This is a genomic window from Niveispirillum cyanobacteriorum, assembly GCF_002868735.1.
Taxonomy (GTDB): Bacteria; Pseudomonadota; Alphaproteobacteria; order Azospirillales; family Azospirillaceae; genus Niveispirillum; species Niveispirillum cyanobacteriorum.
Genome location: NZ_CP025613.1, coordinates 224,737 through 248,783, shown reverse-complemented (window position 1 = coordinate 248,783; position 24,047 = coordinate 224,737). Strand labels below are relative to the sequence as shown.

23 protein-coding genes are annotated in these 24,047 nt (G+C 64.5%); 12 read left to right on the top strand and 11 right to left on the bottom strand.

The window, feature by feature from the left end:
* Positions 1 to 87: 87 nt before the first annotated feature.
* Both C0V82_RS22095 and C0V82_RS22090 read right to left on the bottom strand, forming a co-directional pair.
* Positions 88 to 3,588: a YhaN family protein gene (locus tag C0V82_RS22095; protein ID WP_102114620.1), complete on the bottom strand. Its 3,501-nt coding sequence runs from the start codon at positions 3,586 to 3,588 to the stop codon at positions 88 to 90.
* Entirely contained in the window at positions 3,588 to 4,826 is a 1,239-nt protein-coding gene (locus C0V82_RS22090; RefSeq protein WP_102114619.1) for a metallophosphoesterase family protein, read from the bottom strand. The genes C0V82_RS22095 and C0V82_RS22090 overlap by 1 nt, the downstream gene beginning before the upstream one ends.
* A gap of 501 nt (positions 4,827 to 5,327) precedes the next feature.
* On the opposite strand from C0V82_RS22090, the gene C0V82_RS22085 reads away from it, so the two are divergent.
* The 5 genes from C0V82_RS22085 to C0V82_RS22070 all read left to right on the top strand — a co-directional run bounded on the left by C0V82_RS22085 (position 5,328) and on the right by C0V82_RS22070 (position 9,056).
* Complete coding sequence (locus tag C0V82_RS22085; RefSeq protein WP_245924304.1) at positions 5,328 to 5,789, top strand: Csu type fimbrial protein; 462 nt, start codon at positions 5,328 to 5,330, stop codon at positions 5,787 to 5,789.
* 228 nt (positions 5,790 to 6,017) lie between these two features.
* On the top strand, positions 6,018 to 7,970 hold the full coding sequence (locus C0V82_RS27845; protein ID WP_281262378.1) for a bluetail domain-containing putative surface protein: 1,953 nt from the start codon (positions 6,018 to 6,020) through the stop codon (positions 7,968 to 7,970).
* 72 nt (positions 7,971 to 8,042) lie between these two features.
* A complete protein-coding gene (locus C0V82_RS22075) occupies positions 8,043 to 8,288 on the top strand; it encodes a hypothetical protein (protein WP_102114616.1) in 246 nt (81 codons plus the stop codon).
* A 40-nt stretch (positions 8,289 to 8,328) separates the two neighbouring features.
* Positions 8,329 to 8,502: a hypothetical protein gene (locus C0V82_RS27130; RefSeq protein ID WP_158660144.1), complete on the top strand. Its 174-nt coding sequence runs from the start codon at positions 8,329 to 8,331 to the stop codon at positions 8,500 to 8,502.
* A gap of 149 nt (positions 8,503 to 8,651) precedes the next feature.
* Positions 8,652 to 9,056: a MarR family winged helix-turn-helix transcriptional regulator gene (locus tag C0V82_RS22070; RefSeq protein WP_245924303.1), complete on the top strand. Its 405-nt coding sequence runs from the start codon at positions 8,652 to 8,654 to the stop codon at positions 9,054 to 9,056.
* Positions 9,057 to 9,131: 75 nt separating this feature from the next.
* On the opposite strand, the gene C0V82_RS22065 is transcribed toward C0V82_RS22070, so the two are convergent.
* From C0V82_RS22065 to C0V82_RS22055, 3 genes are read right to left on the bottom strand one after another with little or no spacing between them, the layout of a single operon-like run.
* Positions 9,132 to 9,779, bottom strand: a complete 648-nt coding sequence (locus tag C0V82_RS22065) for a TetR/AcrR family transcriptional regulator (RefSeq protein ID WP_158660143.1) — start codon at positions 9,777 to 9,779, stop codon at positions 9,132 to 9,134.
* Between the two features lie 15 nt (positions 9,780 to 9,794).
* Positions 9,795 to 11,396, bottom strand: coding sequence for a DHA2 family efflux MFS transporter permease subunit (locus C0V82_RS22060; protein WP_245924302.1), 1,602 nt, complete (start codon positions 11,394 to 11,396; stop codon positions 9,795 to 9,797).
* Positions 11,393 to 12,484, bottom strand: a complete 1,092-nt coding sequence (locus tag C0V82_RS22055; protein WP_102114614.1) for an HlyD family secretion protein — start codon at positions 12,482 to 12,484, stop codon at positions 11,393 to 11,395. The genes C0V82_RS22060 and C0V82_RS22055 overlap by 4 nt, the downstream gene beginning before the upstream one ends.
* 235 nt (positions 12,485 to 12,719) lie before the next feature.
* On the opposite strand from C0V82_RS22055, the gene C0V82_RS22050 reads away from it, so the two are divergent.
* Complete coding sequence (locus C0V82_RS22050; protein WP_158660142.1) at positions 12,720 to 13,145, top strand: hypothetical protein; 426 nt, start codon at positions 12,720 to 12,722, stop codon at positions 13,143 to 13,145.
* Here the strand turns inward: C0V82_RS22050 and mutS are convergent, their stop codons facing one another.
* The 3 genes from mutS to C0V82_RS22035 form a co-directional block, all read right to left on the bottom strand.
* Positions 13,146 to 15,803 carry a DNA mismatch repair protein MutS gene (gene mutS, locus C0V82_RS22045; protein ID WP_102114612.1) on the bottom strand — a complete coding sequence of 886 codons (2,658 nt, stop codon included), beginning with the start codon at positions 15,801 to 15,803 and terminating at the stop codon, positions 13,146 to 13,148.
* Positions 15,804 to 15,905: 102 nt separating this feature from the next.
* Entirely contained in the window at positions 15,906 to 16,469 is a 564-nt protein-coding gene (locus tag C0V82_RS22040) for a PAS domain-containing protein (RefSeq protein WP_158660141.1), read from the bottom strand.
* A gap of 72 nt (positions 16,470 to 16,541) precedes the next feature.
* Complete coding sequence (locus C0V82_RS22035; RefSeq protein WP_211108022.1) at positions 16,542 to 17,717, bottom strand: acyltransferase family protein; 1,176 nt, start codon at positions 17,715 to 17,717, stop codon at positions 16,542 to 16,544.
* Between C0V82_RS22035 and C0V82_RS22030 the strand changes: the two genes are divergently transcribed.
* Positions 17,705 to 18,706: a LytTR family DNA-binding domain-containing protein gene (locus tag C0V82_RS22030; RefSeq protein ID WP_158660140.1), complete on the top strand. Its 1,002-nt coding sequence runs from the start codon at positions 17,705 to 17,707 to the stop codon at positions 18,704 to 18,706. The genes C0V82_RS22035 and C0V82_RS22030 overlap by 13 nt on opposite strands.
* Positions 18,707 to 18,833: 127 nt before the next feature.
* On the opposite strand, the gene C0V82_RS22025 is transcribed toward C0V82_RS22030, so the two are convergent.
* Positions 18,834 to 19,304 (bottom strand): low molecular weight protein-tyrosine-phosphatase, encoded by a 471-nt coding sequence (locus C0V82_RS22025; protein ID WP_102114608.1) that lies wholly within the window; start codon positions 19,302 to 19,304, stop codon positions 18,834 to 18,836.
* A gap of 119 nt (positions 19,305 to 19,423) precedes the next feature.
* Between C0V82_RS22025 and C0V82_RS22020 the strand changes: the two genes are divergently transcribed.
* The 4 genes from C0V82_RS22020 (at position 19,424) to C0V82_RS22005 (ending at position 22,997) form a co-directional block, all read left to right on the top strand.
* A complete protein-coding gene (locus C0V82_RS22020; protein WP_102114607.1) occupies positions 19,424 to 20,170 on the top strand; it encodes a Sir2 family NAD-dependent protein deacetylase in 747 nt (248 codons plus the stop codon).
* Positions 20,167 to 20,628 (top strand): GNAT family N-acetyltransferase, encoded by a 462-nt coding sequence (locus tag C0V82_RS22015; RefSeq protein ID WP_102114606.1) that lies wholly within the window; start codon positions 20,167 to 20,169, stop codon positions 20,626 to 20,628. The genes C0V82_RS22020 and C0V82_RS22015 overlap by 4 nt, the downstream gene beginning before the upstream one ends.
* Before the next feature lie 81 nt (positions 20,629 to 20,709).
* Positions 20,710 to 21,381 carry a 3-keto-alpha-glucoside-1,2-lyase-like domain-containing protein gene (locus C0V82_RS22010; protein WP_211108023.1) on the top strand — a complete coding sequence of 224 codons (672 nt, stop codon included), beginning with the start codon at positions 20,710 to 20,712 and terminating at the stop codon, positions 21,379 to 21,381.
* Between the two features lie 59 nt (positions 21,382 to 21,440).
* Complete coding sequence (locus C0V82_RS22005; protein WP_425438293.1) at positions 21,441 to 22,997, top strand: ISL3 family transposase; 1,557 nt, start codon at positions 21,441 to 21,443, stop codon at positions 22,995 to 22,997.
* Between the two features lie 23 nt (positions 22,998 to 23,020).
* On the opposite strand, the gene C0V82_RS27595 is transcribed toward C0V82_RS22005, so the two are convergent.
* Entirely contained in the window at positions 23,021 to 23,182 is a 162-nt protein-coding gene (locus C0V82_RS27595; protein WP_425438292.1) for a transposase family protein, read from the bottom strand.
* 214 nt (positions 23,183 to 23,396) lie between these two features.
* On the opposite strand from C0V82_RS27595, the gene C0V82_RS27125 reads away from it, so the two are divergent.
* Entirely contained in the window at positions 23,397 to 23,552 is a 156-nt protein-coding gene (locus C0V82_RS27125; RefSeq protein WP_158660139.1) for a hypothetical protein, read from the top strand.
* A 45-nt stretch (positions 23,553 to 23,597) separates the two neighbouring features.
* Here C0V82_RS27125 and C0V82_RS21995 read toward each other — a convergent pair whose 3' ends face one another.
* Positions 23,598 to 24,032 (bottom strand): hypothetical protein, encoded by a 435-nt coding sequence (locus tag C0V82_RS21995; RefSeq protein WP_102114603.1) that lies wholly within the window; start codon positions 24,030 to 24,032, stop codon positions 23,598 to 23,600.
* Positions 24,033 to 24,047 lie beyond the last annotated feature (15 nt).

Genomic DNA, 24,047 nt, shown 5'->3' with positions numbered 1-24,047 from the left:
TAATGCACGTTGTAAAATGCAAATATCGTTGCATATTTAAACAACCGCGCTAACCAGCCCCACAACCTAACCTATGGGATAGAGGGATCAGGTCCGCAGGCGATGAACCTGCACCCGCCCACCCAATGCCTGCTCTCCCGCTGCCACCACATATTCATGATGGGTAAACAGTACCACCTGCGTGGCCTGTCCCAACTCGGCCAATGCCCGCAGGCCGGCCATGGTCCGCGCCTCGTCCGAGGTGATGAACAGGTCGTCGGCCACAAAGGGCAGCGGGGTCGATTGCGCAACATGCACCTCTACCGCCGCGATGCGCAGGGCCAGGAACAGCTGGTCGCGCAGCCCTTCGCTCATATCCTCCACATGCGCGTCGCCGCCATCCTGACGCACGCCGACCAGAACAGGATGGTCAGCATCACCGTAGTCGACCTTCAAACGGACCACCGGGTTGCCGCCGCTGGCCGCCATGGCCGCCAGAACCGTGCCCGCCCGGCGGAGAAGCGGATGCTCGTTCCGGTCGCGATAGCGTTCGACCGCCTGAGTCAGCAGCAACGATGCGGCCCGCAGCCGCAGCCAGCGCCCCGCCAACTGTGCGGCCCCCGCCGCCGCATCAGCCGCATCCTGTGCGGCACCGCCGATACCGGCGCGGTGGCGCATGTCCGCCAGCGCGCGTTCCGCCTCCCGCAATCTGACCGAGGTTTCGGCCAGATCATTCTGTGCACGCTCAATCCGGGTCGACAGGTCCGCCACCTGCGCCGCCATGGCATCGGGGTCCAGGCCGCTCACAGCCTCGCGAAGCTGTTTCAGCTCCTGCCCGTCACCAGCTTTGCGCAATTCTGCCTGCAAGGACAGTTCACTCGCCCACAGCTCCCGACGCCGCGCTGCCGCCGCCACCAGCGCCGTCACATCATCCCCGTCCGTCAACCGGTGCAGATGGTGCAGATCGGACAGGGCGGCGGCGGCATCCCGTGCGATCCGGGCGGCATCTCCGGCCCGACGGGCCGCTTGTTCGCGCGATTGCAGCAAGCTTTCGCGGCGTGCCGCCAGGGTCCGCGCTTGGCGCAGCGCATCATAAAGGGCCGTCGCCGCTTCATCAGCAGCCACATCCAGGCCGGGGACCATCTCCGCCGCCGCGGACAGCAGGGCCGCACTGTCGGCGCGATAGGCGTTGATGTCGCGGTCCAGGCCGGCGATACGGTGATCCAGATCGCGGATCTGGCGCAACTCCCCAGCGATATCCTCCCACACACGCAGGGCGGCCTCTGCCTCGGCGGGCAGGGATTGTGGGGCCAGCCCGATGCTGGCCATGTCGGCGGCCCAGCCGCTGCCCCAGCCTTCCAGCGCCCGTTCGGCGGCAGCCAGATCATCGGCGGCATTATCCAAGGCGGCACGGACCAGGGTCAGGCGCTGTTCAGCCTTGCAGGCGGCGTCCGCCGCCTGCCGCGCCTGGGCATGGGCCGCCTCTGCTGCCACGCGCAAGGCGGGCAAACTATCGCTGCCACCATCCTCCCCCCTGCACAATGCCAGCACCTGCCGCAGATGGGCGGCACATTGGCCGGCATCGTCGCTGACACTGTCGAGCGCTTCCTGCAACTGCGCCTGCTGATCCCGTGCGGTCAGGATTGTTGCCGCCTGGGTCAGGAAGGCCGCCATCTCCGCAGGGCTGCCGGGATTGATGTCGGCGGGCCGCCAGAGGTCGGCCCAACCCTGCGACAGGCGCTGTTCCTCCTGTTCCAGGGCCGCCGCCTCACGGGTGAGGGTCGACAGCCGGTCAGCGCTGGCGGCCAGATCACTTTCGGCCCGCAGGTAATCGGCAACGCGCTGCGCGTCGCGGTCGCGGCGGTCGGCCAGGTCGTCCGCCGCCCGAATGGCCGCATCGAAGGCCGGGACGGCATCGGCGGGAGCCTTGGTGCCCTGGGTCAGGTGGGGGCGCAGGGCGGCCCAGTGCCCGTCTCGATCCTGCCGGGCCTGGGCAATCACCGCCGGGGTCGGCACGTCACCGGCACCGGACAGGGTGCGCAGCGTCTGACGCAGGCGACCCGCCTCCTGCTCTGCTGCGCGCTGATCCTCCAGCAGGCGCAGGCGCTTAGTCTCCAGCGCCTGTTCCTGCTGACGCTGACGCTCCACCGCGTCCGGCGGCGGCAGGGGCAAGGCGGCCAAACGGTCGGGCGGCAGCGTGAAACGGCCCAGGCGAGCTGTCAGCTGCGCCAGACGCGCCGTGCCATCCTCCAGGGCACGCCGCGCCCGGTCCTGACGCAGCTCCACCTCGCCAAACCGGCGGGCGGCGGCCAAGGCGGCATCGGCGCGGGCCAGCTTGGCCGCGTCGGGGGCGGTGGCGGGCTGCTGCCGTTCGGCCTGTCTGGCGTCGCGGCTGGCGACCTCATGCCGGCGGGTGGCGTCGGCACGGGCCTGATCCAGGCGCGCATGCTCCTTCACCTTGTCGCGGATGCGTGCAATCAGCAGACGGTCGGGTAGCAGGGCCGATAGCCGGTCGACATTCGTGGCCTGCCCGATATCGCGGGCCAGCTGCGCCAGCCGCGCCAGGGCGGCGGCCTGTTCCTGCTGCCGTCGGGGCAGGTCAGCGGCGGATTTCGCCATCTCCCCCTGGCGCTGATACAGGGCCTCAATGGGCGCTGCGAGGGACAGCAAGGCCGGGACGGGACCGGCGGCGTCCAGTGCTGCTTCCGCTTCTGCCAGGGCCTTGGCCGTTTCGTCTACCTGCCGGGCGCTGGTCAGCATTTCCGCCTCTGCCCGGCGCCATTCGGCGGCCAGGCTGTCGGGCAGATCCGGCCCCTCCCCCGCCTCGGCCAGTGCTGCCGCCAGATCGTCCAGCCGGGCCAGCAGCGGACGGACCCGCCGCAGCCGTTCTAGCCGGCTGCGCGCCGACTCTGCCTCGGCCAGGGTGGCGCGGATGGTGGCAAGCTGTTCGCGCGCCGTTGTCACCGCTGTTTCGGCGGCTTCCCAGGCCTCGGCCTTCGTCGCCTCATTACGCATGCGGGCCGCGGCTTCTGCAAAGGCGTCGATGGATTGCCACAGGGGTTTGCTGGCCTGCTTGCGGTGGGGGCTGCCAATCTCATCCGCATCGCCGGTCAGGCGGGTGACGATGCGGTCCAGACCCGACAGGCCGCTGCCGGCCTGGAACAGGGTACGGGCCAGATCACCCCCCGCCGCCAGCATGGCCTCTCCCCCGGCCCGCAGCCGGGCATGGTCCAGGCCGAACAGCCGCTCAAACGCCGTCCGATCCAGCCCACCCAGCCAGGGGGCAAGGATATTGTCAGGCAGGGCCGCCCCACCATCGCCGTCCAGCAGCGTGGCCGTCCGCCCCTTGCGGCGCTTTACCTCCAGCACCCGGCCATCGGGCAGGGCCAGGGCCGCCCCGATACGCAGGGCGTTATTGCCGTGGCGGAAGCCCAGGCGGGAGCGTTCGGGTACCCCGAACAGCAGGTCGCAGATGGCCGACAGGGCCGTGGATTTCCCGGCCTCATTAGGACCGTGGATAATATGCAGGCGCGCATCCGGGTTCGAAAGGTCCAGGCTGGTCCCGTCGAAATGGCCATAGCGTTCCAGGTCCAGGCGGTCGATACGCATCAGCCTTCCCCCGCCGACAGCCGGTCCAGCAGCAACGCCTCTGCATCCTCCAGCAACGCCGCCAACGCGCCCTCGTCCTCCAGCCCCAGATCGGTCAAGGCGCGTTCCGGCAGGCGCGCCTTCAACTGTGCGATGTCGTCCAGCAGCGGCGACAGCGCCTGTTCATCATTCTTCAGCGCGGCCAGCACGGCGGTCAGTTCGGCCAGCGCATCGCCCGTGGGCGCCGCGCCGCGCGCCGGATCATGCGTATCTGTGACGATGCGTTCGATCCAGATATCCCCACCTGCACGCGCCGCCGCCTGTTCCGCCTCAGCCGACAGCCAGACGGGATCGGCCTTCAACCGTCGGTGCAGGGCCGTGGCGCCCGTCAGGGCTAGACGTACCACCAGCGTGCGGTCACCGGCATCGGTCCGTGCCGCGTCCAGAGCGGCGGCGATGCGGTCGGCCAGATCCCGCTCCCCCTCCGCACCGTCCAGCGCCACCGCAACCCGCACCCAGCGCACATCATCCAGCACCACATGTGCGGCATCGGTGATCCGGCCCGCCGCCACCGTGACCAGCGTGGCGCCCTTCGGTCCCGTCTCATTGGCGTGGCGGCCCTGCAGATTGCCGGGGAAGATGATCCAGGGATCGCGGTCGATCACGGCCCGTTCATGCACATGGCCCAGCGCCCAGTAATCATAGCCCTTGGCCTTCAGATCGGCGGGCGAACAGGGGGCGTAACGGGCGTGCGGCGGCTTGCCCTCCAACGCCGTATGTAACACGCCGATATTCAGAAGGCCGGCAACAGGGGCCGGATATGAGGGCACCAGATTGTCGGTGACATCACGGGTATGGAAGCTGCGGCCATGCAGCGCCACACCCAGTTCATCCAGCCGGAAACTCTGCGGCTTGCGGTGATCAAAGACATGCACATTGGGCGGCAGCGACAGCCGCCTAGTCATCGTGCTTTCGGCATCATGGTTGCCGCGCAGCAGATAAACGGGAATGCCGGCCCTTTCCAGGCGGGCCATCTGTTCGGCAAAAAACAGCCCCGTCATGAAATCGCGCCAGTCGCCATCATAAAGGTCGCCCGCGATGATCAGGAAGGCGACCTGTTCCTCCACCGCCAGATCAACCAGCCGCACCAGCGCCCGGCGCGTGGCGCCCACCAGCATTTCCGCCCGGTCCCCGGCGCGTGCAGCAAGGCCCAAAAGGGGGCTGTCCAGATGGATGTCGGCGGCGTGCAAGAAGCGCATGGAGGGGCGACCGGAAGGGAGCAGGTCTGCAAGACTTACCCGGTCCAGACGATCCCGTGCAACCAAGTGAAACAGAAAACGATGGGTCGTTTCACGGAGCCCGCCCCCTTCCCGCTCCGAAAGCCTGCGGCTGCGAATGCGGGTAGGCCTGATGATACTGCTGATAAGGAGATTGTAGCAAAGGACGGGTAGCGACGTCAGCAGTTACCCCGTCAGCGGTACCGGTGCCAAGCAGGTGACCGGCCCAACCGGAAACCTAACCTTTAGCTTAGGTTGTGCCATTGGCGTGGGCGCATTTGCTTTTTGCAGTGATATTTGCACATGGCAACATGCATTTTGCAGTTCTGCATTATGCAATACCCCCAGCAGAATAACCCATACACCCAAAAGCCGCAGAAACCCTCAACTTTCAGGGTGTGTCTGCACTTGGCATCCCGGCTGCAATCCTTGGTTCGCATGAAGGCAACAACGCCTCGCCCCAACGAACCGATGGAGACCGACATGACCAAGTTCTTCGCCAAGACCGCCGCCGCCGCCCTGATCGCTTCTGCCATTGTCGCCCCCGCCATGGCCCAGAACGCGTCCGGCACGATCCAGCTGAAGGGCAATGTCGCTCTGTCCTGCACCATCGCCGTCCAGGACCTGAACCAGTCGCTGGCCCTGAAGGCCGGCGAAACTGCCAAGACGGTCGGTTCGGTCACCGAGACCTGCAATTCCGGCTCCGGCTACAAGATCACGCTGGCCTCGGCCAATGCCGGCAAGCTGAAGTCCGGCAACTTCACCATCGATTATCAGGTGAACTATGACGGCCAGGGCGGCGCGCTGACCAGCCAGATGGTCGTTGACCGGGCCACGGCTCAGTTCGGCAAGAAGTCCGACCTGAAGGTCACCATCGCCGCCTCCGACCAGTACATCGCCGGCGACTATGCCGACACCGTCACCGTCACCATCGCCGCCAAGTAATCGGTTTTCAGTTCCGCAGACCCAGGAGCGACATCCTACCGCTCCCCACCAGCTTCATCGGGCAGTACCAGCCTGTACCCCCGTCCGGGCAACCGGACGGGGGCCTTTTAATTCAAGGGGCAATCGTTCGCATTTTATCTAATTCTGCTATAATCCAATATCTGTGCGACCGCCCCCGTGCGCACTTGAGGCAGCATTGAGGAAGTGATGGCCGACTGGCAGACAAAAATGGTCAAGACCAGCGCGCAGGCAGGCAAGCTGAGCGCAGCTGAGGTCGTGGCCATTGCCCGGTCAAACCTGGGGCTGGCCGTGGGTGCCGCCGCCGATATGGATTTCGTCCGCGAGGTTGCGACCATCGCCGAAGGGGCCAACAATTCCTTCTTCGTGACCGATGGCGAAATACGGGGCAGCGTGCTGGCCGCCGTGCGCTATGAATTGATCAATGCCCGTGCCCAGAATGACCACTGGCTGCTGGCCGGTGCCTTTGTGGGCACCCCGCCGGACAATTGGACCAGCGGCCTACGCGCCGGCGACATTGTGCGCCTGAACTGGACGACCGGCACCGGTGCCGCCGAAACCGACCACACCTTCATCGTGACGGGCACGGTGGATGGCGGCCTGACGCTGATCGATAATCGCGGACGCGGCAATATCACGGCTGAATCCACACTGACCACCACCGCCCTGGCCGCCATGGCCCCGAACGAGGTGGTGATCTACCGTCTGCGGGCGGAGTTTGAGGCCGGCAAGGGTACGGCAGCCGCCGACCGCTTGACCATCGGCGCCAACGGCTCTGCCTCCGTCGATGGCGGCAATGGCAATGATGCCATCACCGGCGGCGCCTTCGCCGATCTGCTGATCGGCGGGGCCGGCAATGATGTGCTGGTGGGGGCCGGCGGTTCCGATCTGCTGCGCGGCGGGCTAGGCGTTGACGAGATGCAGGGCGGCATCGGCAACGACCATTATGAGGTGGATGCCACCACCGACAAGGTCGCGGAAAATGCCGGGGAAGGCACCGACACGGTTTACACCCTGGTCAGCTATACGTTGCCCGACAATGTCGAGAATCTGGTGATCACCGGCGTGGCCAGTCAGACCGCTACCGGCAACGCGCTGGACAACATCATCTGGGGCTATAATGGCAATGACACGCTGCTGGGTGGGGCCGGCAATGACGCGCTGTCGGGCGGTACCGGCAACGATCTGCTGAACGGTGGCACCGGTGCCGATGTGATGGCCGGCGGGACCGGCAATGATGCCTATGTGGTCGATGATGAAGGCGATCAGGTCACTGAACTGAACCTGGGCGGCACGGACGAGGTGCAGACCACGCTTTCCACCTATCGCCTGGGCACCTATGTCGAGAACCTGACCTATAAGGGTAGTGCCGTCTTTACCGGGCTCGGCAACACGCTGGCCAACAAGATCACGGGTGGAGCCGGGGCTGACACTCTGGATGGCGGTAGCGGCAATGACACGCTGATCGGCGGGGCCGGCAACGATGTCTATATCGTCGATGCCAGCGGCGATGTGGTGACGGAGGCGGCGGGCGGCGGCATCGATACCGTGATGAGCGGGATTGTCCGTTACAGCCTGGGGGCCGAGGTTGAGAACCTCACCTATACCGGCCGGGATGGCTTTACCGGCACCGGCAATGCGCTAAACAATATCATCACGGGCGGTGATGGCGCCGACCGCTTGAATGGCGGCAACGGCAATGACACGCTGATCGGTGGCACGGGCGTCGATACGCTGGTGGGCAGCAGTGGTGTCGATGTGCTGACGGGCGGGGCGGACAAGGATTTGTTCCAATATGCCTCCGTCATTGAAAGCCGGGGCACCGGCACCCTGACCGCGACCATCATGGACCGGATTACCGATCTTGACCTCGGCACCACCGGTGGCGACTGGCAGGACCGGATCGACCTTCCCTTCACCGTGAAAACCGTGCTGGAGGGCACCACGGCGCTGACCGGTACCAGCCTGGCGGCCGCCATCTTCACCCTGTTCTCCACCGGTCCCCTTGCCAAGACCACCGTGACGGCGGGCCTGTTCAGCTATGGCGAGCAGACCTACCTGATCGTCACCGGCGCCACCGCCGGCTCGGTCTTCAGCACCGACGATTTCATCGTCAACATCACCGGCTTTACCGGCACGCTGGATATGGGTGATCTGATCTGAGGGTTATGCATGTTGACGGATTATATCCGATATCGGATGGTTAAGATCCACCCGAACCGGAGATGATCTGTGATGTTTATATTGACCCTGCAGGCGCGGCTCGCCCGGCTTTTGGCGCCGATGCCGCGCCCCTATCCCGATCTGCCGGATGTGATCCTGCGCGATCTGGATGCCGATACCCGTCATGCGCTGGAAATGGGTGCACGCCCTGCCCGGCGGCCTTTTTCGTTTCGGATTCATCCGATATCGGAACTGACGGAATACAGGGACAGATTGTTCCTTGCAACCTTCCCGTCCTTCGGCGATAAATCCTTTTGAACCGATCCCGCCACCCCCCAGCCAAGAGGAGAAGTTTTCCATGGATAATCTGTTTAATCGTACCGGTACCCAGCGTGGGCACGGCCTGCGCGGTACCGGCTGCATGACCTCCGCACGACAAATCCCCCTCAACCAACAAACGATCTTCCGAACAATCGAGGGCAGTGATGAGCTTCTTCATGTCATTGGGCAACGGCCCGAAATTATTCTTTGAACTGACCGCGCGGCCCCATCGGGACGCCCCACGCACGCGCGGCTATGAAGTTCGGCGCGAGAATGGCGAAACCCTGATCTGGCTTGGCCGCCTCCATGTGATTTATACGCCGGGCCGTTGGCGCCCGGTGGCCAGGGGACCCACAAACGATGGCCGTCACCACGATGCCTACCAATCCAGGGACCGCCGCATGGCATCCTGAAACGCTGGACCCGCTGGTCCGCGTTCTGGAAGCGCTCCGCACGCTGGATCCCGACCTGCCCATCCAATATGCGCTGTCATTCCTGACCATCGCGCAGAATGAGGGGCTGTCGATCCGCGACCTGTCGGAGCGTCTGGGCATCGCCCAATCCTCTGCCTCCCGCAACGTGGCCGCCTTGTCGAAGTGGCACAGCTTCGGCAAGGCCGGTCACGATCTGGTGCAGGCGGAGGAAGACCCGCGTGAACGCCGGCGCAAGATCATCACCCTGACCGACCGGGGCCGGGAACTGGCGGCACAGCTGTCCGACCTGATCCAGCCCCACAAAAGTCCGACCTTGCGTCGCACCGCCTGATCGCGGAACGGGTGGCGATGAAGAACAAAGGGCGGTCCCAACGGAGCCGCCCTTTGCTGTTTTCAGCCGCCTTTTTCAGCGCCCATAGGCGGCCATGAAGACCCGAACCGCCGCGTCCACCCGCGCCTGCCGCTCTGCGTCACCCATCGCGGGCAGGACACCCAGCAGGCCGCGCAACTGGACATGCCCGTTCATCAGGCCAAAAAACTGTTCCGCGGCCAGCATCGGATCGGGGATGGATAACCGCCCCTCATCATGCTGGCGCTTCAGATAGGAACCCAGACGGGAGAGGGAGACGGCGGGACCGGTTTGATAGAAATGACCGGACATCTCGCTCTGGGCCCCCGCCGATAGCATGGTGCGCAGCAGACAGTTTAGCTGCCCCTCCACCATCAGTTCCAGAAAGCGCAGGCCCAGATTGGTCAGCACCTCTGCCGGCGGGGCGGCGGGATCGCCCATGGTGACCGGTTCGGTCATGCGCTCCGACCGGCGCACCACCATGGCATCGAACAGCCGGTCCTTGGCGGAGAAATGCTTGTAGATGGTCTGCTTGGACACGCCCGCCACCTCGGCCACGCGGTCCATGCTGGCGCCATAGCCTTCACGGGCAAAGACATCCTCGGCGGCGTCCAGGATGGCGTCGCGTTTGGTCATGTCCAGGGGCCGTCCGGCCCCCCGGCGCCCTTCGCGTATGTCGTCAGCCACCACCATGCTCACCGTCATGACACACTCCATCCCTCAATGCCCGCCCAGATCGGCAGCGCCGCGCATCACGGGCCGCTTCACAAAAGGCAGGGTTAGCAGCGCCAGTGTGAAGACCACGCCCATGGCCAGGAACAGGTCGGAGAAGGTCATCACCGTCACCTGTTTCTGAATGGTCGCGGCCAGCACCGGCAGACCAGCGGTGGCCGGATCGGCCCCCGTGGCATCCGCCACCCGCGCCCCGACGCCGGACAGGAAGTTCTGCACCTCGGGCCGGGTCGGGTCGATCCAGTCATAAAGCACGCGGCCATGTTGGGCCATACGCTCTGTGATCAATGTGTTGATCCCAGCAAGGCCAAAGGCCCCGCCCAGATTACGCATCAGGTTGAACAGGCCCGAGGCATTGGGCACCTGATGCGCCGGCAGGGTACCCATGGCCAGCGACGTGATGGGAATGATGCAGAACATCAGGCCCACACCCCGGATCATCTGCGGCACCAGCAGCTGGTCGAACTGCCAGTCGGCGGTGACGGGAACGGAGATGTAAAAGCTGGTGGCCAACAGGGTGAAGCCGATGGCCAGCACCTTGCGCACATCCATCTTGGACGACAGCACGCCGGCAATGGGCGATGACAGGAACTGACAGATGCCCGTCACCACCATGGTCGACCCGATCTGCTGTGCATTCAGGCCGCGCACCTGCCCCAGATAGAGCGGCAGCATATAGACCGAACCGTACAGACCGATGCCGATGATGAAGCCATAGATGGAGCCCATGGCGAAATTGACATTGCGCAGGGCGCTCAGGTCGACAATGGCCTTTTCATAGGTCAGGACCCGCCAGAAGAAGCCGATCCCGGCGATCAGGGCCAGCAGGGCGAAATCGCGGATCGTCTCATCCTGAAACCACTGCTCCCGCGCGCCTTCCTCGATGACGTAATCCAGGCTGGCCAGGAACAGGGCCATAAGGGCGATGCCGGGCAGGTCGATGCCTTTCAGCAGGGAGACGTTCGGCTTGTCGATATCGATGCAGGTCCAGACAATGGCCGCCACGGCCAGGCCCGGCAACAGATTGATCATGAACAGCCAGTGCCACGAGAACTGTTCCGTCAGGAAGCCGCCCAGCGTCGGTCCGACCGTGGGGCCCAGGGTGGCTACAAGACCGATGACCACGGTCACGGGCGCGCGGCGGGCCGGGGGAAAGGCGGTAAAGCTGGTGGCAAAGACGGTCGGGATCATGCCGCCGCCGATAAAGCCCTGCAAGGTGCGCCACAGCACCAGTTCCTCCAGCGAGGAGGATTGGGCGCACAGCATGCTGGTGATGGTGAAGCCCAGCGCCGCCACCGTGAACAGCACGCGGGTCGACAACAGCCGCGTCAGGTAACCCGACAGCGGGATCATCACCACCTCGGCGATCAGGTAGCTGGTCTGGACCCAAACAATCTCATCCGCACTGGCCGCCACGCCGGCCTGAATCTGGCGCAGGCTGCTGGCCACGATCTGGATATCCAGGATGGCCATGAACATGCCGAACACCATGGCGACGAAGCCGACCAGGGTCCGCTTCGATATGCCCGCCGTGATGGGCGGCGGCTCAACTGCCGGGGTCATGTCCAGCGTGGCGGCGGTGCTGCTCATGGCCGCACCGCGACCTGCTGGGGAATGGCCGTGTCGGCCTTGGCGATGCCGATAAGGTCACGCCCGTCATTGCGCGTATCCACGCTGACCTCCACCGACAGGCCAGGGCGCAGACGGCCAGCCAGCGGCCCATCCTTGGGCAGCGCCACGCGCACGGGCACGCGCTGCACGATCTTGGTAAAGTTGCCGGTGGCATTCTCCGGCGGCAGCAGGCTGAACTGCGCGCCCGATGCGGGCGACAGGCTGTCGATGCGGCCCTCAACCTTTATGCCCGGATAGGCATCAATGGACAGTTCCACAGGCTGGCCCACGCGCAGGCGGCCAATCTGGGTCTCCTTGAAATTGGCAGTGATATAGGCGTCCTGAACGGGCACCAAGGCCATCAGCTGTGTCCCGGCCTTCACGAACTGTCCCACCCGCGCGCCGGAACTGCCGACCACGCCAGCGATGGGGGCGCGGATCACGCTTTTCTCCAGGTCATTCTCCGCCAGCGCCAGTGCAGCATTCGCCTCCTCCAGTGCGGCTTCGGCCTTAGCACGTTCGGTGGACAGAACCGACAATTGATCGCGTTCCGCCGTTAAGGCGGCCTGGGCCTTGATCAGGGCGGCGCCCGCCTTCTGCGCGTCGGCCTGGGTGGTGGCCAGTTTCTGCTGGCTGGCGAATTCGCTCCGGGCCAGGGCGCTATAGCGCTGCGCATCCGCACCGGCCCGGCGCTGCTCGGCCTGGGCGGCGGCGACACCGGCATCGGCCTGACGGATCAGAGCGCCGGACAGGGTCAGGCGGCTGTCGATATTGGCAATGGCAGCGGCGGCGGCATCGCGGCGGGCGCGGGCCTGATCGGCCTTGGCCGCCAAGTCGCGGTCATCCAGGCGCAACAGCACATCGCCGGCCTGCACCATCTGGTTCTCCACCACCTCCACCACGCCGACATAGCCTTCGACGCGCGGGCTGATCATGGTGATGTCGGCCTCGACATAGGCGTTGTCCGTCGTCTCCTGGAACCGCGCCACGGACCACCAATGCCAGCCGCCATAGGTACCGGCAAGCAGCAGCGGCACGGCCAACGCCAAGGCGATCTTCCTGTTCATGGGTCTATTCCTGGTCTGAATATTTTCGGAACTGGACAGTCCAGTATTGAAACGCAAAATGCGCCTTGTCCGACTGGTGGTCAACCCAGATTAATGGACTGAATGGTGTGATAATCGCCGCGACAGGCATGCGGTGGCTGCATGCTCACCGGAAGGACATAAGGGCGGGCTTGCGGGTCGGGGCCGTTTACCGCTTACTGCTGTCCTGTGACGGGGCATCACAAGGGGCGTTCTGATGAAGGTGCGGATGGTGGACAGGCGCCAGATCCTGCGGCTTGGCATGGCGGCCCTCGCCGGCATGGCTTTGCCTGGACAGGCCTGGGCGGAGGGCAACCCGGCCGATGACCCCAAGCTGCGCTTCATCAATGTCCCGCCCCTGCTGCTGCCGGGCAAGGAACGCTACGCCTTTATCCGGCTGGTCATGCAGTTGGTGGTGCGCAAGACGGAGAAGCTGCCGGAAGAATCGGCATTGGTGAACCTCTACATGCCCCGGATTGTCGGCAAGCTGACAGAGGAGCTGCCGGTTGATGGCAGCCTGACCCGCAATTCCGGCCCCACGGAACTGGCGGAGGTTAAACGCCATGTCCGCGAACTGGCCAATAGCATCATCGGCCAGCCGGTGATTGAAGACGTGCTGATCACCAGCCTTCTAACCGGCTGATCAGGCCAGCAACCCGCGTAACCTATAAAGCGCGTCCAGCGCCTGACGCGGTGTCAGCTCATCCGGGTTGATAGTGCGCAGTTCCGTCTCCACCAGCGATGGTTCCGGATCCGAAACGACCTGACGCGGAGCGGGTTTCGCGGCCATGGCGGCGAACAGGGGAAGATCATCGGCAAGCCGGCTGGCGGCACTGGCCTGATCGCCCTTCTCCAGGATTTGCAACACCTGTTCCGCGCGCGAAATGACCTGTGGCGGCAGCCCGGCCAGACGCGCGACATGGATGCCATAGGACCGGTCGGCGGCACCGGCGGCCACCTCATGCAGGAAGATGACATCGCCCCGCCATTCCTTGATCCGCATCGTGTGACAGGACAGGTCGGGCAGTTTGGCCGACAGGGCCGTCAGTTCATGATAATGCGTGGCGAAAAGGCCGCGGCAGCGCGCCGCCTCGTGCAGATGTTCCACACAGGCCCAGGCGATGGACAGACCGTCGAAGGTGGCCGTGCCGCGCCCGATCTCGTCCAGGATCACCAGCGAATGGCGGGTCGCCTGGTTCAGGATGGTGGCGGTTTCCACCATCTCCACCATAAAGGTGGAGCGCCCGCGCGCCAGATCATCGGCGGCACCCACACGGCTGAACAGCTTGTCCACGGTGCCGATGCGGGCCGTACGGGCGGGCACGTACGACCCCATCTGCGCCAGCACCGCGATCAGGGCGTTCTGGCGCAGGAAGGTTGATTTACCCGCCATGTTGGGACCGGTCAGCAGCCACAGGCGCTGCCCCGGCGACAGGTCGCAATCGTTCGCCACGAACGGCCCGCCACCATTTTCCGCCAATGCCTGTTCGACCACGGGATGCCGCCCGCCACGCACGTCAAAGGACAGGTCGTTGGCCATTTCCGGCCGACACCAACCACCATCGACCGCAAGATCGGCCAGCGACGCGGTGACATCCAGGGTGGCCAGTGCCCGGGCGGTGGTGGCGATAGGGTCGGCAAGATCGATGACCGCCTTCACCAGCTGCCCGAAAATCTCCAACTCCAGCGCCAGGGACCGGTCACCGGCCTCCGCAACCTTGCGTTCCAGTTCCGACAGGGCGACGGTAGTGAAACGCACGGCCCCCGCCATGGTCTGGCGATGGATGAAATCGGCCCGGTGCTTTTCCGACATCAGCTTGTCGGCATGAACTGCCGTGACCTCGATATAATAGCCCAGAACATTATTGTGCCGGATCTTCAGGGAGGCGATACCCGTGGCATCCACATATTGGGCCTGAAGGTTGGCGATGTGGCGGCGGCTATCATCGCGCAGCGCCCGCAATTCATCCAGCGGACCAGAATATCCCGCCGCGACGAAGCCGCCATCGCGGGCCAGCATGGGCAGATCAGGGCCCAGCGCCCGCGACAGCAGGGCGATCAGCGCCTCATGATCAGCCCCCTGCCCACCCGCCAGACCATCGACAATCCGGGCCATGCCCGCCGGCAGGGGCGTGCCGATGCCACCATTGCCATAGGCCAGACGCCCGCGCAGGGACACGGCCCGTTCCAGCGCATCGCGCACGGCGGCCAGATCGCGCGGGCTGCCCCGTTCCAGGGTCAGGCGGGTCAGGGCGCGCTCCACATCCGGCGTGCGGCGCAATTCCTCACGGATATCAACGCGCACGGGCGTTTCGCCAGCCAAGTAGGCCACCATGTCCAGCCGCCGCTCAATGCGCGCCGGATCGGTCAGCGGGGCCGACAGCCGTCCGGCCAGCAACCGGGCACCAGCCCCTGTCACAGTGCGGTCGATGGCGGCCAGCAGGCTGCCGCGCCGTTCACCGGTCAGGGTGCGGGTCAGCTCCAGGTTGCGGCGGGTAGCGGGGTCGATCTCCATCACCTGACCGGCAGCCAGACGGCGCGGCACGTCAAAGCGCGGCAGACGGCCCTTCTGCGTCAGTTCCACATAATCGACCAGGGCACCGGCAGCCGCCACCTCCGCCCGGCCAAAGGCGCCGAACGAGTCCAGGGTGCCAACATTATAGAGCGCCAGCAGCCGCTTGCGGCCATTTTCGCTGTCGAATCGCGCATTGGGCTGGATGGTCAGGCGGGCCCGCCATTCATCCCAGAGCGGCGACAGCTCCTCCACCTGGCTCAGCCGTTCCGGCAGCAGCAATTCACCGGGCGACAGCCGAGCCAGCAGCGAGGGCAGGTTGGCACGTTCCACCGGCGACAGGGTCAACTCGCCCGTGGACAGGTCCAGCCAGGCAAGCGCCCCCTCACCCGCCGCCTCCGCCAGTGCCGCCAGATAATTGTTGGCGCGCGCATCCAGCAACCCATCCTCGGTGATGGTACCGGGGGTCACCACGCGGACCACGTCGCGGCGCACCACCGACTTGCTGCCACGCTTCTTCGCTTCTGCGGGGTCTTCAGTCTGTTCACAGATGGCGACGCGGAAGCCGGCGCGGATCAGGCGGGACAGGTATTGTTCATGGGAATGGACAGGCACGCCGCACATGGGGATGTCTTCCCCCTGGTGCTGGCCGCGCTTGGTCAGGGTGATATCGAGCGCCCCCGCCGCCTGCACCGCGTCGTCAAAGAACAGCTCATAGAAATCGCCCATGCGGTAGAACAGCAACGAGCCAGGATGCTGCCGCTTGATCTCCAGATATTGCGCCATCATGGGGGAGACGGGGGCGCTGTCGGGGCGAGTGCTGCTGTCGGTCACGGGCGGTCATAGGTCTGCCGGAAGGGGCCGCCACCCTAGCACCCTGCCGCCGCCGCCTCAAACCGTCAGTGGAGCCGCTTCGAACGAGACCAGCTGATCCTCCACCACCTCATCGGCGGGGCGCAACAGGGGGGAGGCGCGGTGGCGGACAGAAGCGCCCATCAGACCGCACAGCAGCATGTCGATGCGGCCCGGCTGATGATTGGACAGTGGCAGGATGACGGCATCCAGCCGCAGCCGACCGCGCCGCGTATTGACAAGGGCGGAGCTGGCCACGGGGCAGGCATCCTGGCTGGCCCTATCCATCCAGTGCCGCCAATGGTCCCCCAGGTGAGCAGGCCAGGATTGGCGAAGGGTGCTGCCCGTCAGCGCGCGCCCGAACAAGCCGTCGATACCGGTGCCCACCAGACGGTAACGGTAATCCCCGGTCATGACATCCATCAGCATGACCCAGGGCAGCAGAGGCTGCATGTCGGCAGGGTTCAGGTCGTGGCGGGCGGGTGCCGCCCGTCCGGCACCGCGCACACGGGCCCAGTATTCGACAAGGGCGCGCAGCCGGCCATCGACAATGGCGTCCGCGGCAATCCCCGTCATGTCCTGGACATTGGCAACGCCACTCACATCACACTCCGCACCCCACGCCGGCTATTCGCTGGCGGGGGACAGAATGCACTGCCAGGGGTAAAGAAAGCCTTATCTCACCCCCAACAAAGGCCCCAGCAGCTTCACCCGCCGCGCCAACTCATAGGTGGCGAAGCATCCGGCCACAGTGGTGGCGATCAGCAGCAGGGACTCGGCCGCCACGGGCAGGTTCAAGGGCGTCAGATGATGGCCGACCACCACGATCAGGGTCTGGTGGATGATGTAGAAGGGGAACACCCCGACGGAGAGGTAGCGCAGCAGCGGCGTGGACCGGTTGAAATGCTGTCGGGCAAAGCCCAGGACCGCCAGGATCATGGCCCATTGTTCGATGGCATAGGCGGCGCGGGAGACGAGGCGCAGCGCATAGGCGGGTTCGGGCGATCCATCCTGCCAATAGGTCCAGCCATACCAAGCATAAAACGCCCAGGCCGCCAGCCCAATACTCAATAGCAGCCGGCGCCGCGCCGCCAGCCCGTCGAAAAGCGCCACGTTCCGAGCGCAGCCGTACCCCAGCAGGAACATGCTGAAGCTGACGGCGTGGTTATACCAGTCCCAGGTCAGGTTGTGAGTGACGGGAAACCGTTCGATCAGAAAGATGCGAAGCAACGCCAGGGCCAGGATGGGTAACACCAGGACGGCCCAGGTCCGGGTCCAGCCCGCCTCCCCCAGCCTGACCAGCCAGCGGCCGGCACCCAGTTTGAGCATGAGGGCGAGGATCAGCGTATAGACCAGCAGATAGGCCACGAACCACATATGGTTCCAAGTGGGCAGCGTCAGACAATCGTCACCCCGGCAGAAACTCTGGTCGAAGGACAGATACCGTCCCCAGAAGGCCCAGTAGCCGTCGGCATAGTTTATCTTCTCCACCACCTCATAATAAGGCTGGGGCACGACCAGCACGGCCATGACCACCAGCAACGGTATGCCCAGCCGCGGCAGGCGCGAGCCGGCCAACGCCCCTGGTCCCATACGGTCGGCCATGAAGCGGGTCGCCACGCCGGAGATCAGGAACAGCAGCGACAGGCGCCAAGGATTGGACAGCAGCATCAGCGGCTCTATCGCAAATCCGGCATGACGGCTCTTCACATGCCAGTCCCAACTCACATAGAACATGCCGACATGGTAAAGGATCAACAGCGCAAAGGCGCCGACCCGGACCCAGTCCAGGAAAGGCAAGCGCTGGCCAGGGGCAGGCGGGACGGATGGGGCAGGGCTTGTCATCGTCATCTTCATCATCCGAGAAGCAGGAAACGGGTGCCGGCCCCCGCTTGTGGCCCTGGCGCGCCCAGGCCGGCAAGGCGGCGGGGACGGACGGAACCGGTCCTGATACGGGTGTGACGAACGGCATGATGGCCGTGACGAGCGGCGGGACGAGTGGCGAAAGCGCCGGTTTGGGTGGCTTTCGGCCCTATCTGGTGTTGGTGCCATTGACCCTGCTGTTCGCCCTGGTCAACACCATGTCTGCCTGGGACGACCGCGATGGCTGGCCCGTCTGGCTTCCCATCCTGACGGAATTCAGCAGTGCCGTTTCCATCCTGTGCCTTTGTTGGATCCCCGCCTGGGCATTAAGCCGGGCACCACTGACACCACCTTGGGGATGGGTATTGCTGCTGCATCTCCCGGCGGCCCTGCTGTTCAGTTTGCTGCACAGTGCAGGCATGGCGCTGCTGCGCAATGGGGCGGGGGTTCTGTTCGATCTGGATTACCGCTTCGACCTGTCTCCCCCCGTCCTGGTCTACGAGGGCCGCAAGGACGTGATGACCTATCTGCTGGTCTGCGGCATTTTCCTGCTGTTCGGACATGGGCGCGGCCATAAGGCCCAACCGCCCATCCCGGCACCCGAAACGTCGATGCCGATCAGCACGCCGCCATCAGCAGCACATTTTGATATACGCGACGGTGCCCGGCTGCTGCGCGTTGACGTGGCCGATATCCTGGCCGTGCGGTCTGCGGGGAATTATGCAGAATTCCTGCTGGCCGATGGGCGGCAGCCCTTGATGCGGGCCACCCTGACGCAGCTGACGGAGGAACTGTCCACCCATGGCTTGTTGCGGACGCACCGGTCCTGGCTGGTCAACCGCGCGCATGTGCGGGGGCTGGAACCGGAAGGATCGGGCGATTACGCGATCACCCTTTCGGATGGTAGCAAGGCCCCCCTGTCGCGGCGCTTCCCCGACGCGCTGGAAAGCGTGCGGAAGGGCAAATTCAGCGGCTAGAGCCTATGGCCCGTGACAGGAAATACGCTTAAGCCTTTCGTTTTCCTCAAGCATCGGCGCTGCATCCGCAGCTTGGCTTACGCGGCACGTGCCGCGCGGCGGCAGTCGCCGCCGGAGCTGCTTTCGATCAACCGAAAACAGCTCTAGCGCGGGCCAGCAGGGCCTTAGCCCCTGCCTCCACCATGTCCAGCACCTCCACGAACCCGTCGGCTCCACCATAATAGGGGTCGGGAACATCACGCCCGCGCCAGGGGGCGGGCGCGTGATCGGCGAACAGCGACAGTTCGGCGGTGGAGCCGGCGGGCGCCATGCGACGCATGATGTCCAGATGGCCGCGATCCATGGCCAGGATCAGATCGAATCGCGTGAAATCAGCTGCCACCAGCTTCCGCGCACGCAACGGGGAAAGGTCGTATCCGCGTGTCCGGGCGGCCCGGATGCTGCGCGGGTCAGGCGGGTCGCCAATGTGATAGCCATGGGTTCCGGCACTGTCGACCAGCACATCCAGCCCGGCATCAGCCACCAACTTGGCGAACACCCCGTCCGCCGTGGGGGAGCGACAGATATTGCCGGTACAGACGAAAAGCACGGAACGCATCTGGGTTACCCGGATGGAGACAGGGGTTCCTGTCTTAACATCTGTCCAGGGGCTTGTCCCGCGCGCATGTCCGTGCCACCCTGACAGCGCTATCTTTTCAGCTTGCCCAGATTTCTCCCATGATTGACCCCCATCTGAAACGCCTGTTGCAGGGGCTGCGGCCCGATGCGGGCCTGTTCATCCTGACCGGTGCCGGCATCAGCCGGGAATCGGGTCTGCTGACCTTCCGCGACGGCGACGGTCTGTGGGAGAAGGAACGGCTGGAAGATGTGGCAACACCGCAGGCCTTCGCACGGGACCCGGCGCGCGTCCAGGGCTTCTACAATGCCCGCCGCCGCGCCGTTCTGCACCCGGATGTACAACCGAACGAAGCGCATCGAGCGCTGGTGCGGCTGGAACGGGAATGGCGAGGGCCATTCCTGCTGGTCACCCAGAATGTCGATGATCTGCATGACCGGGCGGGGTCCGCGCGGATGCTGCATATGCATGGGGAATTGCTGAAAATCCGTTGCGCGGTCTGTGACCGGATGGCGGCCTTCAGTGGCGATCTGGCTGTGGACAATGTCTGCCCGGATTGCGGGGACCGTGGCACCTTGCGACCCCATATCGTCTGGTTCGGGGAGATGCCGCTTTACATGGACGAGATCGGGCAGGCGCTGGACGAAGCGGCGCTGTTCATCGCCATCGGCACATCGGGCACCGTCTATCCCGCCGCCGGATTCGTGGCCGCCGCCCGGGCCAATGGCGCCGTGACGGTGGAGGTCAATATGGAGGAAACGGGCGGCAGCTTTGATGGCGGCCTATATGGGCCGGCGACACAGACCGTGCCGGCCCTGGTGAATAGTTTGCTGGAGAGTGTTCGATGACCCAATTCACGGTGGAACTGGCCGATCCGACCCTGCCGGAGGCCCGCGCCCTGATCGCCGACCTGGATCACTATCTGGGGGAACTGTATCAGCCGGAAGAAAACCACCTGCTGGATCCGCAGCAACTGAAATCCCCGGATATCCGCTTCCTTCTGGCCCGCCGCGATGGCCGTGCCGTCGGCTGCGGCGCCATCCGCATCGATGCCAACGGCTATGCGGAGGTGAAGCGCATGTATGTCGATCCCGTGCATCGAGGGCGCGGCATCGCGGGCCTGGTGATGGCCCGGCTGGAGGAACTGGCCCGTGCGGAGGGTATCCGGCTTTTGAAGCTGGAGACCGGGGAGCTTCAGCGCGAGGCCGTGGGCCTGTACCGCCGGCTGGGCTTCACCCCTTGTGCGGCGTTCGGGGATTATCCCTGTGGTGGCGGGGCCAGTATCTTCATGGAAAAACAGCTGTGATTATTCCCTTCCCTCCCCGCACTTGCTGATCCATAGTGCGGTCAAAATTGACAGCGCTATCAATCAAAAAGGGAGGCCGGGATGCGGATTGTTGCAGGGCCGGGATTGGCCATAGTTTTCATGATGCTGGCCGGTATACCGGCCATGGCGGAAACGGACCCGAAACTGGAAGCCATCCTGGCCGGTGATCCCGTGTACAAGCCGCAGCGTCTGACCCTGACCGAGGTTCCGTCGCCCACCGGTCCCGCCATTGCCCTGCTGAACGGCAAGGACCTGACGGATTGGGATATCTGGCTGGGCTATCGTGACCCGTCCATCACCTATGTAAACAAGACGGAAAAGCCGATCGGGGCGCGGCCAGGCGGCGACCCGATGTTCACGGCGCTGATGCTGGATGGTGAACCGGCCCTGCGGGTCGATGGTGCCACCTGGGGCTCCATCGTGCATAAGGGCGTGTTCGGGAACTACCATCTGCGGCTGGAGTACAAATGGACGGGCAAGCGACACGCCCCGCGCCTGGATTTGCCAGAGAATAATGGCCTGCTCTACCATTCCTTCGGGGCCGATGGCGCAGTCTATGGCACCTGGATGCCAGCGGTGGAGTTCGAGATCATGTTCGGTTCCACCGGCATGGTGGTACCCGTGGGCACCATGGTGAAGCCAGTAACCGACGCCGCGCGTGACCGGTCCCTGATCGACCCGCAGCGCCGCTATATGGTGGGTGGCCGGGCCGTGACCGTGGAACGGCTCTGACTCAATTTTGATGAAATTCGGGATTCCTCTGGAGTGCGTTTTCCATAGGGATCAGCATGATGCGCTCAGGCTTACCACACTCAATGTTCGACGTTGCCGGCATGGCCATCAAGGACATCACCGACGATGATGGAATGGTGCGGCTCACCATAAGCCCGGTCACGGCGATGAGCGCCTGTCCCGGATGCGGAACGTGGTCTGGTCGGATCCATAGCCGATATCATCGGCGGCTGGCGGACCTGCCGACAACCGGTCGGCGTGTTGAGCTTGTGCTGCGGGCCCGCCGGTTCTTCTGCGATGCCGTGCTCTGCGGGCGCCGCGTATTCACAGAGCGCTTCGATCCCAAGGTTTTGGCGCCTTGGGCCCGCCGGACGGCGCGGTTGGATCAGATTATCCACCATCTGGGTCTGGCGCTGGGAGGTCGTCCGGCTGCTGCACTGGCCCGTCGCTTGATGCTACCGGTGAGCAACGACACCTTGTTGCGGGTGGTTCGTCGTCGGGGCAGCCCGCGCATCGTGCCGCCTACGGTAATCGGCGTGGATGATTGGGCGTGGAGACGCAATCACCGCTATGGAACGCTGATCTGCGACCTGGAGCGGAGACGGACCATCGCCCTGCTGCCTGATCGTGAACCGGCAACGACGCAAGCTTGGCTGGAACAGCAGCCGCAGATCCGCATCGTGGCCCGCGACCGCGCAAGTGGCTACGCCCTGGCTGTCTCCAAGGCGTTGCCCGCTGCTACTCAGGTAGCCGACCGCTGGCACCTGATGGAGAACGCAAGTCGAGCCTTTCTCGACGCAGTCCGGAAATCCATGCGGCAGATACGCACCGCGGTCGGCGCCACCAGCATCGATCCGGCCCTTCTCACGGCGGCAGAGCGCTTGCAGTACGAAGGATATCTGCGGCGTGAGGATACCAACAATGTGGTCCAGCGCCTGGCCAATGAGGGCATCCCCATCAAGGAGATCGTTCGCCGGACCGGCCACAGCCGAGGGCTGGTGCGTAAAATCCTCCGGGGTCAGGGCGCCGACATCTTCCGGACAAGAGAAAGTTCCCTGGATCTGCATCTTCCCTGGCTCGACCAACAATGGCAGGCGGGGCATCGCAACGGTACCGACCTTTGGCGGCGGCTCAGGGAGAAGGGTTTCCAAGGCTCGCTACGCGTCGTCACGGAATGGGCGACCCGCCGGCGCCGGGCGGACCAGATGGGGGCAGAGGTCCTCAAACGGACCCCATCCGCCCGGATCATCGCCCGGCTCATGACCTTGGGACGCGATGCGCTGACAAAGGCTGAGACTGTCCTGGTTGCCGCCATTGAAAAGGGGGTCCCGACCCTTGTCGATGCCAGAACCATCATCGCCGATTTCCAGGGCATGATCCGGCGCCGATCGCTGGCTGACTTGGCCCCCTGGCTGGAACGGGCAAGCCCATCCATGGTGGCGTCTTTCGCCAATGGCATCGTCAAGGATCGGGCCGCTGTGGAGGAGGCTATCACTTCCTCATGGTCAAATGGCCAAACCGAAGGCCACATAACCAAGCTCAAACTCGTCAAACGCCAGATGTATGGCCGCGGAAAACTCGACCTGCTCCAAGCCCGCGTCATTGGTGCAGGGTAGAAAGGCTCTTCACCAAAACTGCGTCAGAGCCAAACTTCAATGCTGATTGACACATCGCAGAAAAACCGGCGTGCCCGTAGCACAAGCTCAACACGCCGACCGGTTGTCGGCAGGTCCGCCAGCCGCCGATGATATCGGCTATGGATCCGACCAGACCGCGTTCCGCATCCGGGACAGGCGCTCATCGCCGTGACCGGGCTGATGGTGAGCCTCACAATTCCATCATCGTCGGTGATGTCATTGATGGCCATCCCCGCAACGTCGAACATTAAGTGTGGTAAGCCTGAGCGCATCATGCTGATCCCTATGGAAAACCCGCTCCAGAGGAATCCCGAATTTCATCAATATTGAGTCAGAGCCAAACTTCAATGCCGATTGACAGTCAATGGCGTGCCAGTCATGGAGTTGCGCGACCTATCAGTGCTAAACGACGATGGCAGCCGCACCGCCCTGACCAAGGGCCGTATCCAGTTTCAGTCGGAAGGTGCGGAAACCCTGTTCCGCCGCGTCACCCTGACGCCCATCGACCGGCTGCCGCGCATTATTGTTAGATAAATGAAAATGGGGCTCCCCATTGGGAAGCGCACCTTTTTCGACCGGCTACAACAGCCCCGGCTCCGGCGGTTCCGGTAACGCGATACGGCCCAGAAACGCCTCCAGCCGCTGCCAAAGCTCACTGATCTGCTGGGCCGAACGCGGATCGAAATGGCGCAGCATATTCATCGTGGCGTCATCCAGACGCGGATAGGCCATCAGCAAGCCCTCCGCCTCCCCCTGCATAGCACGGGCGTAAAGCCGGAAACGCAGGGAGTTCACCACGAAAAAGGCCAGCAGCGCCACGAAGCCGGCTTTATCCTCCAGAAAATATGTCGGGCATTCGACATAGGCCGCATCCGGAACAATGCCCTGCCAGGTTGCGTCCGGTATCACCAGACAATTGGCCGGCAGGTCGCATTCAGCAATACCCCGCGCCAGATCACGCGGGGCCGCCTGGATGCGCCAGATAAGACCGGAGCCGCCCTGATCGGGGATCATGCTCCGTCCTCCACC

Excerpts from the sequence above, each read along its gene's own strand:
- C0V82_RS22015 (WP_102114606.1), top strand. The coding sequence starts at position 20,167 with ATGACCCAATTCACGGTGGAACTGGCCGATCCGACCCTGCCGGAGGCC.
- C0V82_RS22065 (WP_158660143.1), bottom strand. The coding sequence starts at position 9,779 with ATGACGGTGAGCATGGTGGTGGCTGACGACATACGCGAAGGGCGCCGG.
- C0V82_RS22005 (WP_425438293.1), top strand. The coding sequence starts at position 21,441 with ATGCGCTCAGGCTTACCACACTCAATGTTCGACGTTGCCGGCATGGCC.
- C0V82_RS22050 (WP_158660142.1), top strand. The coding sequence starts at position 12,720 with ATGAAGGTGCGGATGGTGGACAGGCGCCAGATCCTGCGGCTTGGCATG.
- C0V82_RS22070 (WP_245924303.1), top strand. The coding sequence starts at position 8,652 with ATGGCCGTCACCACGATGCCTACCAATCCAGGGACCGCCGCATGGCAT.
- C0V82_RS22025 (WP_102114608.1), bottom strand. The coding sequence starts at position 19,304 with ATGCGTTCCGTGCTTTTCGTCTGTACCGGCAATATCTGTCGCTCCCCC.
- C0V82_RS22035 (WP_211108022.1), bottom strand. The coding sequence starts at position 17,717 with ATGACGATGACAAGCCCTGCCCCATCCGTCCCGCCTGCCCCTGGCCAG.
- C0V82_RS22085 (WP_245924304.1), top strand. The coding sequence starts at position 5,328 with ATGACCAAGTTCTTCGCCAAGACCGCCGCCGCCGCCCTGATCGCTTCT.
- C0V82_RS22055 (WP_102114614.1), bottom strand. The coding sequence starts at position 12,484 with ATGAACAGGAAGATCGCCTTGGCGTTGGCCGTGCCGCTGCTGCTTGCC.
- C0V82_RS27125 (WP_158660139.1), top strand. The coding sequence starts at position 23,397 with ATGGAGTTGCGCGACCTATCAGTGCTAAACGACGATGGCAGCCGCACC.
- C0V82_RS22095 (WP_102114620.1), bottom strand. The coding sequence starts at position 3,588 with ATGCGTATCGACCGCCTGGACCTGGAACGCTATGGCCATTTCGACGGG.
- C0V82_RS22020 (WP_102114607.1), top strand. The coding sequence starts at position 19,424 with ATGATTGACCCCCATCTGAAACGCCTGTTGCAGGGGCTGCGGCCCGAT.
- C0V82_RS27130 (WP_158660144.1), top strand. The coding sequence starts at position 8,329 with ATGGATAATCTGTTTAATCGTACCGGTACCCAGCGTGGGCACGGCCTG.
- C0V82_RS22090 (WP_102114619.1), bottom strand. The coding sequence starts at position 4,826 with ATGCGCTTCTTGCACGCCGCCGACATCCATCTGGACAGCCCCCTTTTG.
- C0V82_RS21995 (WP_102114603.1), bottom strand. The coding sequence starts at position 24,032 with ATGATCCCCGATCAGGGCGGCTCCGGTCTTATCTGGCGCATCCAGGCG.
- C0V82_RS22060 (WP_245924302.1), bottom strand. The coding sequence starts at position 11,396 with ATGAGCAGCACCGCCGCCACGCTGGACATGACCCCGGCAGTTGAGCCG.
- C0V82_RS22010 (WP_211108023.1), top strand. The coding sequence starts at position 20,710 with ATGCGGATTGTTGCAGGGCCGGGATTGGCCATAGTTTTCATGATGCTG.
- mutS (WP_102114612.1), bottom strand. The coding sequence starts at position 15,803 with ATGATGGCGCAATATCTGGAGATCAAGCGGCAGCATCCTGGCTCGTTG.
- C0V82_RS27845 (WP_281262378.1), top strand. The coding sequence starts at position 6,018 with ATGGTCAAGACCAGCGCGCAGGCAGGCAAGCTGAGCGCAGCTGAGGTC.
- C0V82_RS22075 (WP_102114616.1), top strand. The coding sequence starts at position 8,043 with ATGTTTATATTGACCCTGCAGGCGCGGCTCGCCCGGCTTTTGGCGCCG.
- C0V82_RS27595 (WP_425438292.1), bottom strand. The coding sequence starts at position 23,182 with ATGAGCGCCTGTCCCGGATGCGGAACGCGGTCTGGTCGGATCCATAGC.